A 15,578-nucleotide genomic window follows, 5' to 3' on the forward strand; every position below is an offset into this window, starting at 1 on the left:
GATGGTGATACCGCGAGCTTTCTCTTCCGGTGCGCTGTCGATCTTGTCGAAGTCAACGATTGCGGAACCGAAAACTTCGGAGCAAACGCGAGTCAGAGCAGCAGTCAGAGTGGTTTTACCGTGGTCAACGTGACCGATGGTGCCAACGTTGACGTGCGGTAGGGAACGATCAAATTTTTCTTTAGCCACGACAATTAACTCCTAGCCTAAAGGGGCTGAATCAGCCTTGTTTTTTGGTTACGGATTCGACGATGTGCGACGGAGCCGTATCGTATTTTTTGAATTCCATAGAGTAGCTTGCGCGACCCTGGGACATGGAACGAACGTCGGTCGCATAACCGAACATCTCACCCAGTGGAACCTCGGCACGGATAACCTTGCCGGACACTGTGTCTTCCATACCCTGGATCATGCCGCGACGACGGTTAAGGTCGCCCATCACATCACCCATATAGTCTTCAGGCGTAACAACCTCTACCGCCATGATCGGCTCGAGCAACTCACCACCGCCCTTCTGGGCCAGTTGCTTGGTCGCCATGGAAGCAGCCACTTTAAACGCCATCTCGTTGGAGTCGACGTCGTGGTAAGAACCATCGAACACGGTAGCCTTCAGGCCGATCAGCGGATAGCCGGCAACAACGCCGTTCTTCATCTGCTCTTCGATACCCTTCTGGATAGCCGGGATGTATTCCTTAGGAACCACACCACCTACTACTTCGTTCACGAATTGCAGACCTTCCTGACCTTCGTCAGCAGGAGCAAAACGGATCCAGCAGTGACCGAACTGACCACGACCGCCGGACTGACGAACGAACTTGCCTTCGATTTCGCAGTTCTTCGTGATGCGCTCACGATAGGAAACCTGAGGCTTGCCGATGTTGGCTTCGACGTTGAACTCACGGCGCATCCGGTCAACCAGGATGTCCAGGTGCAGCTCGCCCATGCCGGAGATGATCGTTTGACCAGTCTCTTCATCAGTTTTAACGCGGAAAGACGGGTCTTCCTGAGCAAGTTTGCCCAGAGCGATACCCATTTTTTCCTGGTCATCCTTGGTCTTAGGCTCTACGGCAACCGAAATAACCGGCTCCGGGAAGTCCATACGAACCAGGATGATTGGCTTGTCAGCGTTGCAGAGGGTTTCACCAGTGGTGACGTCCTTCATGCCGATCAGGGCCGCGATGTCGCCAGCGCGTACTTCCTTGATCTCTTCACGGGCGTTTGCGTGCATTTGCACCATACGACCCACGCGCTCTTTTTTACCTTTAACCGAGTTGATCACGCCGTCGCCGGAGTTCAACACGCCCGAGTAAACGCGGACGAAGGTCAAGGTACCCACGAATGGGTCGGTAGCGATCTTGAACGCCAGAGCCGAGAACGGCTCCGCATCGTCTGCATGACGCTCCAGCTCGACTTCCTCGTTATCAGGGTCAGTACCCTTGATTGCAGGAATGTCGGTTGGCGCAGGCAAGAAGTCGATAACGGCGTCGAGAACCAGGGGAACACCCTTGTTCTTGAACGAAGAACCGCAAACAGCCAGAACGATTTCGCCGGCGATAGTGCGCTGGCGCAAAGCGGCTTTGATCTCTGCGATCGTCAGCTCTTCGCCTTCCAGGTACTTGTTCATCAGCTCTTCGTTGGCTTCGGCGGCAGCTTCAACCATGTTGTTGCGCCACTCTTCAGCCAGCTCTTGCAGCTCGGCAGGAATGTCCTTGCGAACAGGGACCATACCTTTGTCAGAGTCATTCCAGTAGACAGCTTGCATGTTGATCAGATCGATCTGACCCTGGAAGTTGTCTTCGGAACCGATAGCCAACTGAATTGGCACCGGAGTGTGACCCAGACGCTGCTTGATCTGACCGATCACGCGCAGGAAGTTGGCGCCAGCACGGTCCATCTTGTTTACGTAAACAAGACGTGGAACGCCGTATTTGTTGGCTTGACGCCATACGGTTTCCGACTGAGGCTCAACACCCGAAGTACCGCAGAACACAACGACAGCGCCGTCGAGTACGCGCAGGGAGCGTTCAACTTCAATAGTGAAGTCAACGTGGCCCGGGGTATCGATTACGTTGAAGCGATGCTCGTCTTTGTACTGCTTCTCGGAACCTTTCCAGAAGGCGGTAATAGCAGCAGAAGTAATGGTAATACCACGCTCCTGCTCCTGAACCATCCAGTCTGTGGTCGCGGCGCCGTCATGCACCTCGCCCATTTTGTGACTTTTGCCGGTGTAAAAAAGGACGCGCTCGGTGGTGGTGGTTTTACCAGCATCCACGTGAGCGACGATACCGATGTTACGGTAGCGGCTAATCGGAGTAGTACGAGCCATAAAGCCCTCGCAAAATTAGTGAAGCTAAAATTAGAAGCGGTAGTGCGAGAAAGCTTTGTTAGCTTCAGCCATACGGTGCACGTCTTCACGCTTCTTAACAGCAGCACCTTTACCTTCAGCAGCATCCAGCAGTTCGCCAGCCAAACGCAGAGCCATAGACTTCTCGCCACGCTTACGGGCGAAGTCTACCAACCAGCGCATTGCCAGAGCGTTACGACGGGAAGGACGAACCTCGACCGGAACCTGGTAAGTAGCACCACCAACGCGGCGCGACTTCACTTCGACCAGCGGAGCGATGGCGTCGAGTGCTTTTTCGAAGAGTTCCAGGGGATCGGTGCCAGCCTTACGGGTCGCAACGGTTTCCAGGGCACCATAAACGATACGCTCGGCAACGGCTTTCTTGCCGCTTTCCATAACGTGGTTCATGAATTTGGCGAGGATCTGGCTTCCGTATTTCGGATCGTCCAGAATCTCACGCTTTGCTGCTACGCGACGTCTTGGCATGATAAGCCCTCAAGCGGTCTTCAGGTTAGCTCGGGACAGATCCGATGGATGCGTGCCCGACCTTACTCTTATCGACTCAATAAAATGAAAATCTGCAAAACGGCCGATTACTTCGGACGCTTGGTACCGTACTTCGAACGACCCTGGTTACGACCTTTAACGCCGGAAGTATCCAAGGAGCCGCGAACGGTGTGATAACGAACACCTGGCAAGTCTTTTACACGACCGCCGCGGATCAGTACCACGCTGTGCTCTTGCAGGTTGTGACCTTCACCACCGATGTACGAGGAAACCTCGAAACCGTTGGTCAGGCGCACACGGCATACTTTACGCAGTGCCGAGTTAGGTTTTTTCGGCGTAGTGGTGTACACACGGGTGCACACGCCACGACGTTGCGGGCAGTTCTGCAGCGCAGGTACGTCGGATTTCTCGACGATACGCTTACGCGGCTGACGTACCAGCTGGTTGATAGTTGCCATCTACTAGCTCCACTGTTGTCTTGCGACGCTATTGTCTTGCAAGAAAAGCAAAATGGCAGGAACGAATTCCCGCCAAATTTAGGGGATCAAGAGTCTAAAGAGGATCTTGTCCCCAGTCAAGGCAAGGCCCCGACCTCCCCGCCCCTCGAACCTCGACAAAATGTCTCGATTCGATGAACGGAGCGATCAGGGCCTTACGCTCATTTATCGCAGAACTCAGTTACCGCTCGAGTTCAGCGCTTCGGTCAGTGCAGCTTCCACTTCACTGGCGCTCACGCGCAACGGCTTGTCTGCTTCACGACGACGCTTGCGCTCGCTGTGATATGCCAGGCCGGTACCCGCCGGGATCAGACGACCCACGACTACGTTTTCTTTCAGGCCGCGCAGGTAATCGCGCTTGCCGGTGACTGCCGCTTCGGTCAGTACGCGGGTGGTTTCCTGGAAGGAAGCCGCCGAGATGAACGATTCGGTGGACAACGACGCCTTGGTGATACCCAGCAGAACGCGAGTGTATTTGGAGACGAACTTGTCTTCGCCGCCCAGACGCTCGTTCTCTACCAGTACGTGAGTCAATTCCATCTGGTCGCCCTTGATGAAACTGGAATCGCCGGATTCAGCGATTTCAACTTTACGCAGCATCTGACGCAGGATGGTCTCGATGTGCTTGTCGTTGATCTTCACGCCTTGCAGACGGTAAACGTCCTGGATCTCGTTCACGATGTACTTGGCCAGCGCGCTTACACCCAGCAGACGCAGGATGTCGTGCGGATCGCTTGGGCCGTCGGAGATAACTTCGCCGCGGTTTACCTGTTCGCCTTCGAACACGTTCAGGTGACGCCACTTCGGAATCAGCTCTTCGTACGGATCGCTACCGTCGTTCGGGGTGATAACCAGACGGCGCTTGCCTTTGGTCTCTTTACCGAACGCGATGGTGCCGCTGACTTCAGCCAGAATCGACGCTTCTTTCGGACGACGAGCTTCGAACAAGTCGGCAACACGCGGCAGACCACCGGTGATGTCACGGGTCTTCGAAGTTTCTTGCGGGATACGAGCGATAACGTCACCGATCGCAATCTTCGCACCGTCCGCTACACCGACCAGGGCGTTGGCTGGCAGGAAGTACTGAGCGATAACGTCAGTGCCCGGCAGCAACAGATCCTTGCCGTTGTCGTCGACCATCTTCACTGCTGGGCGGATTTCTTTGCCCGCAGCTGGACGATCTTTCGCGTCGAGTACTTCAATGTTGGTCATACCGGTCAATTCGTCAGTCTGACGCTTGATCGTGATGCCTTCTTCCATGCCCACGTAGGTCACGGTACCTTTCATTTCGGTAACGATTGGGTGAGTGTGCGGATCCCACTTGGCTACGATTGCGCCAGCGTCGACCTTGTCACCTTCTTTAACCGAAATTACAGCACCGTACGGCAGCTTGTAACGCTCACGCTCACGACCGAAGTCATCAGCAATGGCCAGCTCACCGGAACGGGACACAGCAACCAGATGACCATCCACTCGCTCAACGTGCTTCAAGTTGTGCAGACGGACGGTACCACCATTCTTCACCTGGACGCTGTCCGCAGCGGAAGTCCGGCTTGCCGCACCACCGATGTGGAACGTACGCATCGTCAGCTGGGTACCCGGCTCACCGATGGACTGGGCAGCGATAACGCCGACCGCTTCACCGATGTTCACCTGGTGACCACGAGCCAAGTCACGGCCGTAGCACTTGGCGCAAATGCCATAGCGGGTTTCGCAGCTGATCGGCGAACGCACGATCACTTCGTCGATGCTGTTCAGCTCGATGAATTCAACCCACTTCTCGTCGACCAGAGTGCCGGCAGGAACGATGACGTCTTCGGTACCTGGCTTGAATACGTCACGGGCAATAACACGACCCAATACGCGCTCACCCAACGGCTCTACAACGTCACCGCCTTCAATGTGCGGAGTCATCAGCAGACCGTGTTCGGTGCCGCAATCGATCTCGGTTACAACCAGATCCTGCGCCACGTCTACCAGACGACGAGTCAGGTAACCGGAGTTCGCAGTTTTCAACGCGGTATCCGCCAGACCTTTACGAGCACCGTGAGTCGAGATGAAGTACTGAAGTACGCTCAAACCTTCACGGAAGTTCGCAGTAATCGGCGTTTCAATGATGGAACCGTCCGGCTTGGCCATCAGACCACGCATACCGGCCAGCTGACGAATCTGTGCTGCGGAACCCCGCGCACCCGAGTCGGCCATCATGTACATCGAGTTGAAAGACTCTTGATCGACTTCAACGCCATGACGGTCGATAACCTTCTCTTTCGAGAGGTTGGCCATCATTGCCTTGGAAACTTCGTCGTTCGCTTTCGACCAAAGGTCGATCACTTTGTTGTACTTCTCGCCCTGGGTTACCAGGCCGGAGGCGTACTGGCTCTCGATCTCTTTCACTTCGTCGGTGGCTGCACCGATGATGCGGGCTTTCTCGTCCGGGATAACGAAGTCGTTAACACCGATGGAAACGCCGGAGATGGTCGAGTAAGCGAAACCGGTGTACATCAACTGGTCAGCGAAGATAACGGTCTCTTTCAAACCAACCACGCGGTAGCACTGGTTGATCAGCTTGGAGATCGCCTTTTTCTTCATCGGCAGGTTGACGACGTCGTACGACAGACCTTTTGGCACAACCTGGAACAGCAGCGCACGGCCGACAGTGGTGTCGACGATACGGGTACCGCTCACGCTGTTGCCGTCACGGTCGTTGACGGTTTCGTTGATACGAACCTTAACCTTGGCGTGCAGTGCGGCTTCGCCGGCACGGAACACACGGTCAACTTCCTGCAGATCCGCGAACACACGACCTTCGCCTTTGGCGTTGATCGCTTCACGAGTCATGTAGTACAGACCCAATACAACGTCCTGCGACGGAACGATGATTGGCTCACCGTTGGCTGGCGACAGAATGTTGTTGGTCGACATCATCAACGCGCGCGCTTCCAACTGGGCTTCCAGTGTCAGCGGTACGTGCACGGCCATTTGGTCGCCGTCGAAGTCGGCGTTGTACGCGGCGCAGACCAGCGGGTGCAGCTGGATAGCCTTACCTTCGATCAGTACCGGTTCAAACGCCTGGATACCCAGACGGTGAAGGGTCGGTGCACGGTTGAGAAGAACCGGGTGTTCGCGAATCACTTCAGCGAGAACGTCCCAAACCTCTGGCAGTTCGCGTTCGACCATTTTCTTGGCCGCTTTGATGGTGGTCGCGAGACCACGCATTTCCAGCTTGCCGAAAATGAACGGTTTGAACAACTCGAGAGCCATCTTCTTCGGCAGACCGCACTGGTGCAGACGCAGGGTCGGGCCTACGGTAATTACCGAACGACCGGAGTAGTCAACACGCTTACCGAGCAAGTTCTGACGGAAACGACCTTGCTTACCCTTGATCATGTCAGCCAGGGATTTCAGAGGACGCTTGTTGGAACCGGTGATAGCGCGGCCACGACGACCGTTGTCGAGCAGAGCATCGACAGCTTCCTGCAACATACGCTTTTCGTTGCGCACGATGATGTCCGGAGCGGACAGATCCAGCAGGCGCTTCAAACGGTTGTTACGGTTGATCACTCGACGATACAGATCGTTGAGGTCGGAAGTCGCGAAACGACCGCCATCCAGTGGGACCAGTGGACGCAGATCTGGCGGCAGAACCGGCAGAACGGTCAGCACCATCCACTCTGGCAGGTTGCCGGAACCCTGGAAGGCTTCCATCAACTTCAGACGCTTGGACAGCTTCTTGATCTTGGTTTCGGAGTTGGTTTGCGGAATTTCTTCACGCAGACGGCCAATCTCGTGTTCCAGGTCGATAGCGTGCAGCAGTTCACGGACAGCTTCAGCACCCATACGGGCGTCGAAGTCATCACCGAACTCTTCCAGCGCTTCGAAATACTGCTCGTCGTTCAGCAGCTGACCTTTTTCAAGGGTGGTCATGCCTGGATCGATAACGACATAGCTCTCGAAGTAGAGAACGCGTTCGATATCACGCAGGGTCATGTCCATCAGCAAGCCGATACGGGACGGCAGCGATTTCAGGAACCAGATGTGGGCAACCGGCGAAGCCAGTTCGATGTGCGCCATGCGCTCACGACGAACCTTGGCCAGTGCAACTTCAACGCCGCACTTCTCGCAGATCACACCACGGTGCTTCAAGCGCTTGTACTTACCGCACAGGCACTCGTAATCCTTTACCGGGCCAAAGATCTTGGCGCAGAACAGACCGTCACGCTCAGGTTTGAACGTACGGTAGTTGATGGTTTCCGGCTTTTTAACTTCACCGAACGACCATGAGCGGATCATCTCAGGCGAGGCCAATCCGATACGGATGGCGTCGAACTCTTCGACTTGACCCTGGTTTTTCAGCAAATTCAGTAGGTCTTTCAAGGCCTTTCCTCCTGGCGGAGCAGAGAGCGGGCAATCCTGCCCCGCTCTCGATTCGCGTCACGTGTTATTCGGTTTCCAGATCGATATCGATGCCGAGGGAACGAATTTCCTTGATCAACACGTTGAAGGACTCGGGCATGCCCGGCTCCATACGGTGATCGCCATCCACGATGTTTTTGTACATCTTGGTACGGCCGTTCACATCGTCCGACTTCACTGTGAGCATTTCTTGCAGAGTGTAAGCAGCACCGTATGCCTCCAGTGCCCAGACCTCCATCTCCCCGAAACGCTGACCACCGAACTGCGCCTTACCACCCAGCGGCTGCTGGGTAACCAGGCTGTACGAACCGGTAGAACGCGCGTGCATCTTGTCGTCTACCAAGTGGTTCAGCTTCAGCATGTACATGTAGCCAACGGTAACTGGACGCTCGAACTTGTTGCCGGTACGGCCGTCAGTCAGCTGCATCTGGCCGCTTTCCGGCAGGTCTGCCAGTTTCAGCATGGCCTTGATTTCGCTTTCCTTGGCGCCGTCGAACACTGGAGTGGCCATTGGAACACCGCCACGCAGGTTCTTCGCCAGATCCAGGATTTCCTGATCGGAGAAGCTGTCCAGATCTTCGTTACGACCGCCGATCTGGTTGTAGATCTCGTCCAGGAAGGTGCGCAGTTCAGCGACTTTACGCTGCTCTTCGACCATCCGGTTGATCTTCTCGCCCAAACCTTTGGCCGCGAGGCCCAGGTGGGTTTCAAGGATCTGACCAACGTTCATACGCGAAGGTACGCCCAGCGGGTTGAGGACGACGTCGACCGGGGTGCCATTGGCATCGTGCGGCATGTCTTCAACCGGCATGATCACGGAGACCACACCTTTGTTACCGTGACGACCGGCCATCTTGTCGCCCGGCTGGATGCGACGACGGATTGCCAGGTAAACCTTGACGATTTTCAGCACGCCTGGAGCCAGGTCATCGCCCTGCTGCAGTTTGCGCTTCTTGTCTTCGAACTTGTCGTCCAGCAGACGGCGGCGATCAACGATGTAGGCCTGAGCCTTCTCGAGCTGCTCGTTCAGAGCATCTTCAGCCATGCGCAGTTTGAACCACTGACCATGCTCAAGACCGTCGAGAACTTCGTCGGTGATGTCCTGACCTTTCTTCAGACCAGCGCCGCCTTCAGCCTTGTGGCCTACCAGAGCGGAGCGCAGACGTTCGAAAGTCGCGCCTTCAACGATACGGAACTCTTCGTTCAGATCCTTGCGGATCTCGTCCAGCTGGGACTTCTCGATCGACAGTGCACGAGCATCACGCTCAACGCCGTCGCGGGTGAAGACCTGAACGTCGATGACAGTACCTTTGGTACCGGTAGGTACACGCAGGGAGGTGTCTTTAACGTCGCTGGCTTTTTCACCGAAGATTGCACGCAGCAGTTTTTCTTCCGGAGTCAGTTGGGTCTCGCCTTTCGGAGTGACCTTACCTACCAGGATGTCGCCTGCGCCAACTTCAGCACCTACGTAAACGATACCGGCTTCGTCCAGCTTGTTCAGTGCAGCTTCACCCACGTTCGGGATGTCTGCAGTGATTTCCTCCGGGCCAAGCTTGGTGTCACGGGCCACACAGGTCAGTTCCTGAATGTGGATCGTGGTGAAACGGTCTTCCTGAACCACACGCTCGGACAGGCAGATGGAGTCTTCGAAGTTGAAGCCGTTCCATGCCATGAACGCGATGCGCATGTTCTGACCCAGCGCCAGTTCACCCATGTCGGTGGACGGGCCGTCGGCCATGATGTCGCTACGCTGAACGCGATCACCCTTGCTCACCAGCGGACGCTGGTTGATGCAGGTGTTCTGGTTCGAGCGGGTGTATTTGGTCAGGTTGTAGATGTCGACACCGGCTTCGCCGGTTTCAACTTCGTCATCAGCAACACGAACCACGATACGGCTGGCATCAACCGAGTCGATCACGCCGCCACGACGAGCCACGACGCAAACGCCGGAGTCACGAGCTACGTTACGCTCCATGCCGGTACCTACCAGCGGCTTGTCAGCGCGCAGGGTTGGTACAGCTTGACGCTGCATGTTCGAACCCATCAACGCACGGTTGGCGTCGTCGTGCTCGAGGAACGGAATCAGCGACGCTGCAACCGAAACTACCTGCTTCGGCGAAACGTCCATCAAGGTGACTTCTTCAGGCGCCTTGACGGTGAATTCGTTCAGGTGACGTACGGCTACCAGTTCGTCGATCAGGACTTTCTGGTCGTTCATGGTCGCCGAAGCCTGCGCGATCACGTGATCGGCTTCTTCAATAGCGGACAGGAACACGATCTCGTCGGTGACCACACCCTCTTTCACCACGCGGTACGGGCTTTCCAGGAAGCCGTACTGATTGGTGCGAGCGTACGCAGCCAAGGAGTTGATCAGACCAATGTTCGGACCTTCCGGCGTTTCAATCGGGCATACACGACCGTAGTGAGTCGGGTGTACGTCACGAACTTCAAAGCCTGCGCGTTCACGAGTCAGACCGCCAGGGCCGAGTGCAGAGACACGACGCTTGTGGGTGATCTCGGACAACGGGTTGTTCTGGTCCATGAACTGCGAGAGCTGGCTGGAACCGAAGAACTCTTTCACCGCTGCAGCCACTGGCTTGGCGTTGATCAGGTCTTGCGGCATCAGGCCTTCGCTTTCAGCCATCGACAGACGCTCTTTGACCGCACGCTCAACACGTACCAGGCCAACGCGGAACTGGTTCTCGGCCATTTCGCCTACGCAGCGAACACGACGGTTACCCAGGTGGTCGATGTCATCGACGATGCCTTTACCGTTACGGATGTCGACCAGAGTCTTCAGTACCGCGACGATGTCTTCCTTGCACAGCACGCCCGAACCTTCGATCTCGGTACGACCGATACGACGGTTGAACTTCATCCGGCCGACCGCAGACAGGTCATAGCGCTCAGGACTGAAGAACAGGTTGTTGAACAGGGTTTCGGCAGCGTCTTTGGTTGGCGGCTCGCCTGGACGCATCATGCGATAGATCTCGACCAGCGCTTCCAATTGGTTGCTGGTGGAGTCGATCTTCAGCGTGTCGGAGACGAACGGACCGCAGTCGATATCGTTGGTGTACAGAGTTTCGATGCGAACAACGCCGGCCTTGGCAATTTTTGCCAGGACTTCGGTGTTCAGCTCGGTGTTGCACTCTGCCAGGATTTCGCCGGTAGCCGGGTGCACGATGACCTTGGCGGTAGTGCGACCGAGGACGTAGTCCAAAGGCACTTCCAGGGTCTTGATACCAGCTTTTTCGATCTGGTTGATGTGGCGCGCAGTAATACGGCGGCCCGCTTCAACAATGACCTTGCCCTTCTCGTCCTGAATGTCCAGAACCGCAATTTCACCACGCAGACGCGAAGCAATCAGTTCCAGGCTGAGGGTTTCGCCGCTCAGTTTGAAAACGTTGGTGGTGTAGAAAGCGTCCAGCACTTCTTCAGTGGTATAGCCGAGCGCACGCAGCAGTACCGATGCCGGCAGCTTGCGACGACGGTCGATACGCACGAACACGCAGTCTTTCGGGTCGAACTCGAAGTCCAACCACGAACCGCGGTAAGGAATGATGCGTGCGGAGTACAGCAGTTTGCCGGAGCTATGCGTCTTGCCGCGGTCGTGGTCGAAGAACACGCCCGGGGAACGGTGCAGCTGGGAAACGATTACACGCTCGGTACCGTTGATTACGAATGTACCGTTCTCAGTCATCAGGGGGATTTCACCCATGTAGACTTCTTGCTCTTTGATGTCCTTGATCGCTTTGTTCGACGACTCTTTGTCGAAAATGATCAGGCGCACTTTTACCCGCAAAGGTACGGCGAAAGTTACACCGCGCAATACGCATTCTTTGACATCAAATGCCGGTTCGCCCAGGCGATAACCGACGTACTCCAGCGCAGCATTGCCGGAGTAGCTGATGATCGGGAAAACGGATTTGAAGGCCGCATGCAGGCCCACGTCGCGGAACTGATCTTTAGTCGCTCCCGCTTGCAAGAATTCACGATACGAATCCAGCTGGATGGCCAGGAGGTAAGGCACATCCATGACGTCCGGCAACTTGCTAAAGTCCTTGCGGATACGTTTTTTCTCAGTATATGAGTAAGCCATCAGCGTTCCCCAGCTTGGTCACCTGCTTGTTTGGCCCCTCCCGACGGGAGCAGCCAGAAAATCGTGCAAACCCCATGGTTTGCGCCACCGCATCGGGTGGTTACAGCGCCTTTATCAGCACCGACCCAGTCGGCTGCCAATAACGGAAAAAGGCCGGTGGCAAGAGCCACCAGCCATCAGCCTGTCGCTTGACGCTCGGGCTGGAGGTGCAAAGTCGAAAGTTACTTAACTTCGACTTCAGCGCCTGCTTCTTCCAGCTTCTTCTTCGCGTCTTCAGCAGCTTCTTTCGAAACGCCTTCAGCGATAACCTGAGGAGCGGTGTCAACCTTCTCCTTGGCTTCTTTCAGACCCAGACCGGTCAGTTCACGTACAGCCTTGATCACGTTGACTTTCTTCTCGCCAGCGCCTTTCAGGATTACGTTGAACTCGGTTTGCTCTTCAACAACAGCGGCAGCAGCAGCTGGACCAGCAGAAGCAGCGGCAGCGGATACGCCGAACTTCTCTTCCATTGCCTTGATCAGTTCAACGATTTCCAGAACCGATTTTTCGCCGATTGCGTCGATGATTTGTTCGTTAGTCAGAGACATGACTTATTTCCTGAATTGGGGGATAGCCTGGAGGCCATCGAAATAAACAAAAATACGCGAGAGAGGAAACGCTCAGCCTTAGGCTGCAGCAGCTTCTTTCTGGTCGCGAAGTGCCGCCAGAGTACGAGCCAATTTGCTGGTAGCGCCTTGAATCACGCTCATCAGCTGGGAAATTGCTTCGTCACGGGTCGGCAGGCTTGCCAGAACGTCGATCTGATTGGCTGCGAGGAACTTGCCCTCGAACGCAGCTGCCTTGATCTCGAACTTGTCCTGACCTTTAGCGAACTCTTTGAACAGACGAGCAGCAGCGCCCGGGTGTTCGTTGGAGAATGCGATCAAGGTCGGGCCGGTGAACACGTCGTTGAGAACACTGTATTCAGTGTCAGCAACAGCGCGCTTGAGCAGGGTGTTACGTACAACACGTACGTAAACGCCAGCTTCACGAGCCTCTTTACGGAGTCCGGTCATTGCGCCTACTGTTACGCCACGTGCATCAACCACGACAGCGGACAGAGCGACTTTGGCAGCCTCGTTGACTTCAGCGACGATGGCCTTCTTGTCTTCGAGATTAATTGCCACGGGTTTAACTCCTGCTTGTTACCGTTTCATTCGATCGGAACCGAATGTCGTTTTGGTGTCTGATTCGGTAAGGAACCGGGAGCACCATCTGCGTAGGCTTATGGTTTAAGACTTGCGTCGCCTACGGTCTTGGATAGCCCCCGCCAGGCAGGGACCCCAATCTTTCAATTGGCGCGAACCATCGCGCCAACCTTTGTCTTACGCGTCCAGCGAGCTCTGGTCGATGACCAGACCCGGGCCCATAGTGGTGCTCAGGGTAACGCGCTTAACGTAAATGCCTTTCGAGGAAGCTGGCTTGATACGCTTCAGATCAGCGATCAGGGCTTCAACGTTTTCCTTCAGCTTGACGGCGTCGAAGCCCATCTTGCCAACGGAAGTGTGGATGATGCCGTTTTTGTCGGTGCGATAACGAACCTGACCAGCCTTGGCGTTTTTGACCGCGGTAGCTACGTCTGGAGTTACGGTGCCGACTTTCGGGTTAGGCATCAGACCACGAGGGCCGAGGATCTGACCCAACTGACCTACAACGCGCATTGCATCCGGGGATGCGATCACTACGTCATAGTTCAGGTCGCCGCCTTTCATTTCGGCAGCCAGGTCGTCCATACCTACACGGTCAGCGCCGGCAGCCAGAGCGGCCTCAGCAGCTGGACCCTGGGTGAACACAGCAACGCGAACGGTCTTGCCAGTGCCGTGTGGCAGCACAGTAGCGCTACGAACAACCTGGTCAGATTTACGCGGGTCTACGCCCAGGTTTACAGCAACGTCGAACGACTCGCTGAACTTGACAGTCGACAGCTCAGCCAGCAGAGCAGCGGCGTCTACAATGTTGTAGGCCTTGCCTGCTTCGATTTTGCCGGCGATAGCCTTTTGACGCTTGGTCAGCTTAGCCATTACACACCCTCCACGTTAAGGCCCATGCTACGAGCAGAACCGGCGATAGTACGCACGGCTGCATCCATATCAGCTGCAGTCAGATCCGCGTTTTTGGTTTTCGCGATTTCTTCCAGCTGAGCACGGGTAACGGTGCCAACCTTAACGGTATTCGGACGAGCGGAACCGCTGGTCAGACCGGCCGCTTTCTTCAGCAGAACCGAAGCAGGGGTGGACTTTGTTTCGAAAGTGAAGCTACGGTCGCTGTAGACAGTGATGATCACTGGAGTCGGCAGACCAGCTTCCAGACCCTGAGTACGGGCGTTGAAAGCCTTGCAGAATTCCATGATGTTCACGCCGTGCTGACCCAGAGCAGGACCAACAGGTGGACTTGGGTTAGCCTGAGCGGCCTTCACTTGCAGCTTGATGTAAGCGGTAATCTTCTTGGCCATGAGGCACTCCAATTACGGGTTCGAACGCCTCGAAAGGCTCCCCGGTTACTTGCGCGTTTATCCCAGTGACGACAAAACCCCACAGCCTAGGGCTGCGGGGTTGGGATGCTTGTTCAGCTAGACCTTTTCGACCTGACTGAACTCCAACTCTACCGGGGTAGAGCGACCGAAAATGAGCACTGCCACTTGGATCCGGCTCTTTTCGTAGTTAACTTCTTCAACAACGCCATTGAAATCAGCGAATGGACCGTCGTTGACTCGCACCGTTTCACCTGGCTCGAAGAGGGTCTTCGGCTTCGGCTTGTCGCTACCATCAGCAACACGACGCAGAATCGCTTCTGCCTCTTTATCGGTGATTGGCGCAGGCTTATCAGCAGTACCGCCAATAAAACCCATCACCCGAGGAGTATCCTTGACCAAGTGCCAAGTACCCTCATTCATATCCATCTGAACCAGCACATAGCCTGGAAAGAATTTTCGCTCGCTTTTGCGCTTCTGGCCGTTACGCATTTCAACCACTTCTTCAGTGGGAACCAGAATCTCGCCGAAGCCATCTTCCATGCCAGCCAGCTTTACGCGCTCGACCAGCGAGCGCATCACATGCTTCTCGTAACCCGAGTAAGCATGCACAACATACCAACGCTTAGCCACGGGACACCCTTAGCCGACAATCAAGGAAACAAGCCAGCCGAGCAGGGAATCAAGCCCCCACAACAGCAACGCCATAACCAGAACAACAGCCACCACAATAAGGGTGGTCTGCGTGGTTTCTTGGCGAGTTGGCCACACGACTTTACGAATCTCGGTGCGAGCTTCCTTAACCAGTACAAAGAAAGACTTGCCCTTCGCAGTCTGCAGGCCTACAAAGGCAGCTACAGCAGCGATGACAAGCAAAGCGAGTACACGGTACAGGATCGGCGAAGCAGAGTAATACTGATTGCCAACAACGCCAACAACCACCAAAGCGACAACTACAAGCCACTTGAGCAGATCGAAGCGAGAGCCTTGAGCTTCAGCTTTAGGAGTCATCTATGAAGATCCTGTGAAAAGAAAGCCAGACACACCGAGTGAATCTGGCAGGTCAGGAGGGAATCGAACCCCCAACCTACGGTTTTGGAGACCGTCGCTCTGCCAATTGAGCTACTGACCTAAAACAAAATCAGGCCGACCATTATGCCGGCCCGAAAAATACATTACAACCACTTACTCGATGATTTTGGCTAC

At 55.4% G+C, this 15,578-nt stretch carries 12 protein-coding genes and 1 tRNA gene; all 13 read right to left on the reverse strand.

Annotated features, from left to right (window positions below; all coding sequences use genetic code 11):
- Positions 1 to 189, reverse strand: a 189-nt coding sequence (locus tag A8O26_RS29015) for a GTP-binding protein (protein ID WP_253757077.1), incomplete at its 3' end; no start/stop codon positions are given.
- 31 nt (positions 190 to 220) lie between these two features.
- On the reverse strand, positions 221 to 2,326 hold the full coding sequence (fusA, locus tag A8O26_RS29020) for an elongation factor G (RefSeq protein ID WP_064121018.1): 2,106 nt from the start codon (positions 2,324 to 2,326) through the stop codon (positions 221 to 223).
- Between the two features lie 30 nt (positions 2,327 to 2,356).
- Entirely contained in the window at positions 2,357 to 2,830 is a 474-nt protein-coding gene (rpsG, locus tag A8O26_RS29025) for a 30S ribosomal protein S7 (protein WP_007916467.1), read from the reverse strand.
- A 107-nt stretch (positions 2,831 to 2,937) separates the two neighbouring features.
- A complete protein-coding gene (rpsL, locus tag A8O26_RS29030; RefSeq protein WP_003186084.1) occupies positions 2,938 to 3,309 on the reverse strand; it encodes a 30S ribosomal protein S12 in 372 nt (123 codons plus the stop codon).
- Positions 3,310 to 3,525: 216 nt separating this feature from the next.
- Complete coding sequence (rpoC, locus tag A8O26_RS29035; RefSeq protein ID WP_016984189.1) at positions 3,526 to 7,725, reverse strand: DNA-directed RNA polymerase subunit beta'; 4,200 nt, start codon at positions 7,723 to 7,725, stop codon at positions 3,526 to 3,528.
- A 64-nt stretch (positions 7,726 to 7,789) separates the two neighbouring features.
- Positions 7,790 to 11,863 carry a DNA-directed RNA polymerase subunit beta gene (rpoB, locus tag A8O26_RS29040; RefSeq protein ID WP_064121019.1) on the reverse strand — a complete coding sequence of 1,358 codons (4,074 nt, stop codon included), beginning with the start codon at positions 11,861 to 11,863 and terminating at the stop codon, positions 7,790 to 7,792.
- Positions 11,864 to 12,084: 221 nt separating this feature from the next.
- Positions 12,085 to 12,450, reverse strand: a complete 366-nt coding sequence (rplL, locus tag A8O26_RS29045) for a 50S ribosomal protein L7/L12 (RefSeq protein ID WP_053124318.1) — start codon at positions 12,448 to 12,450, stop codon at positions 12,085 to 12,087.
- A 78-nt stretch (positions 12,451 to 12,528) separates the two neighbouring features.
- Complete coding sequence (gene rplJ, locus A8O26_RS29050) at positions 12,529 to 13,029, reverse strand: 50S ribosomal protein L10 (RefSeq protein WP_007916479.1); 501 nt, start codon at positions 13,027 to 13,029, stop codon at positions 12,529 to 12,531.
- Between the two features lie 198 nt (positions 13,030 to 13,227).
- On the reverse strand, positions 13,228 to 13,923 hold the full coding sequence (rplA, locus tag A8O26_RS29055; protein ID WP_007916481.1) for a 50S ribosomal protein L1: 696 nt from the start codon (positions 13,921 to 13,923) through the stop codon (positions 13,228 to 13,230).
- On the reverse strand, positions 13,923 to 14,354 hold the full coding sequence (gene rplK / locus A8O26_RS29060; RefSeq protein WP_003228756.1) for a 50S ribosomal protein L11: 432 nt from the start codon (positions 14,352 to 14,354) through the stop codon (positions 13,923 to 13,925). The genes rplA and rplK overlap by 1 nt, the downstream gene beginning before the upstream one ends.
- A 117-nt stretch (positions 14,355 to 14,471) precedes the next feature.
- On the reverse strand, positions 14,472 to 15,005 hold the full coding sequence (nusG, locus tag A8O26_RS29065) for a transcription termination/antitermination protein NusG (RefSeq protein ID WP_007916492.1): 534 nt from the start codon (positions 15,003 to 15,005) through the stop codon (positions 14,472 to 14,474).
- A gap of 9 nt (positions 15,006 to 15,014) precedes the next feature.
- On the reverse strand, positions 15,015 to 15,383 hold the full coding sequence (secE, locus tag A8O26_RS29070; RefSeq protein WP_007916493.1) for a preprotein translocase subunit SecE: 369 nt from the start codon (positions 15,381 to 15,383) through the stop codon (positions 15,015 to 15,017).
- Between the two features lie 45 nt (positions 15,384 to 15,428).
- Positions 15,429 to 15,504: transfer RNA gene (locus tag A8O26_RS29075), tRNA-Trp, on the reverse strand.
- Positions 15,505 to 15,578: the final 74 nt, after the last annotated feature.

Origin of the sequence: Pseudomonas fluorescens, assembly GCF_001648775.1 — a bacterium.
In the GTDB taxonomy this organism is placed as follows: Bacteria; Pseudomonadota; Gammaproteobacteria; order Pseudomonadales; family Pseudomonadaceae; genus Aquipseudomonas; species Aquipseudomonas fluorescens_M.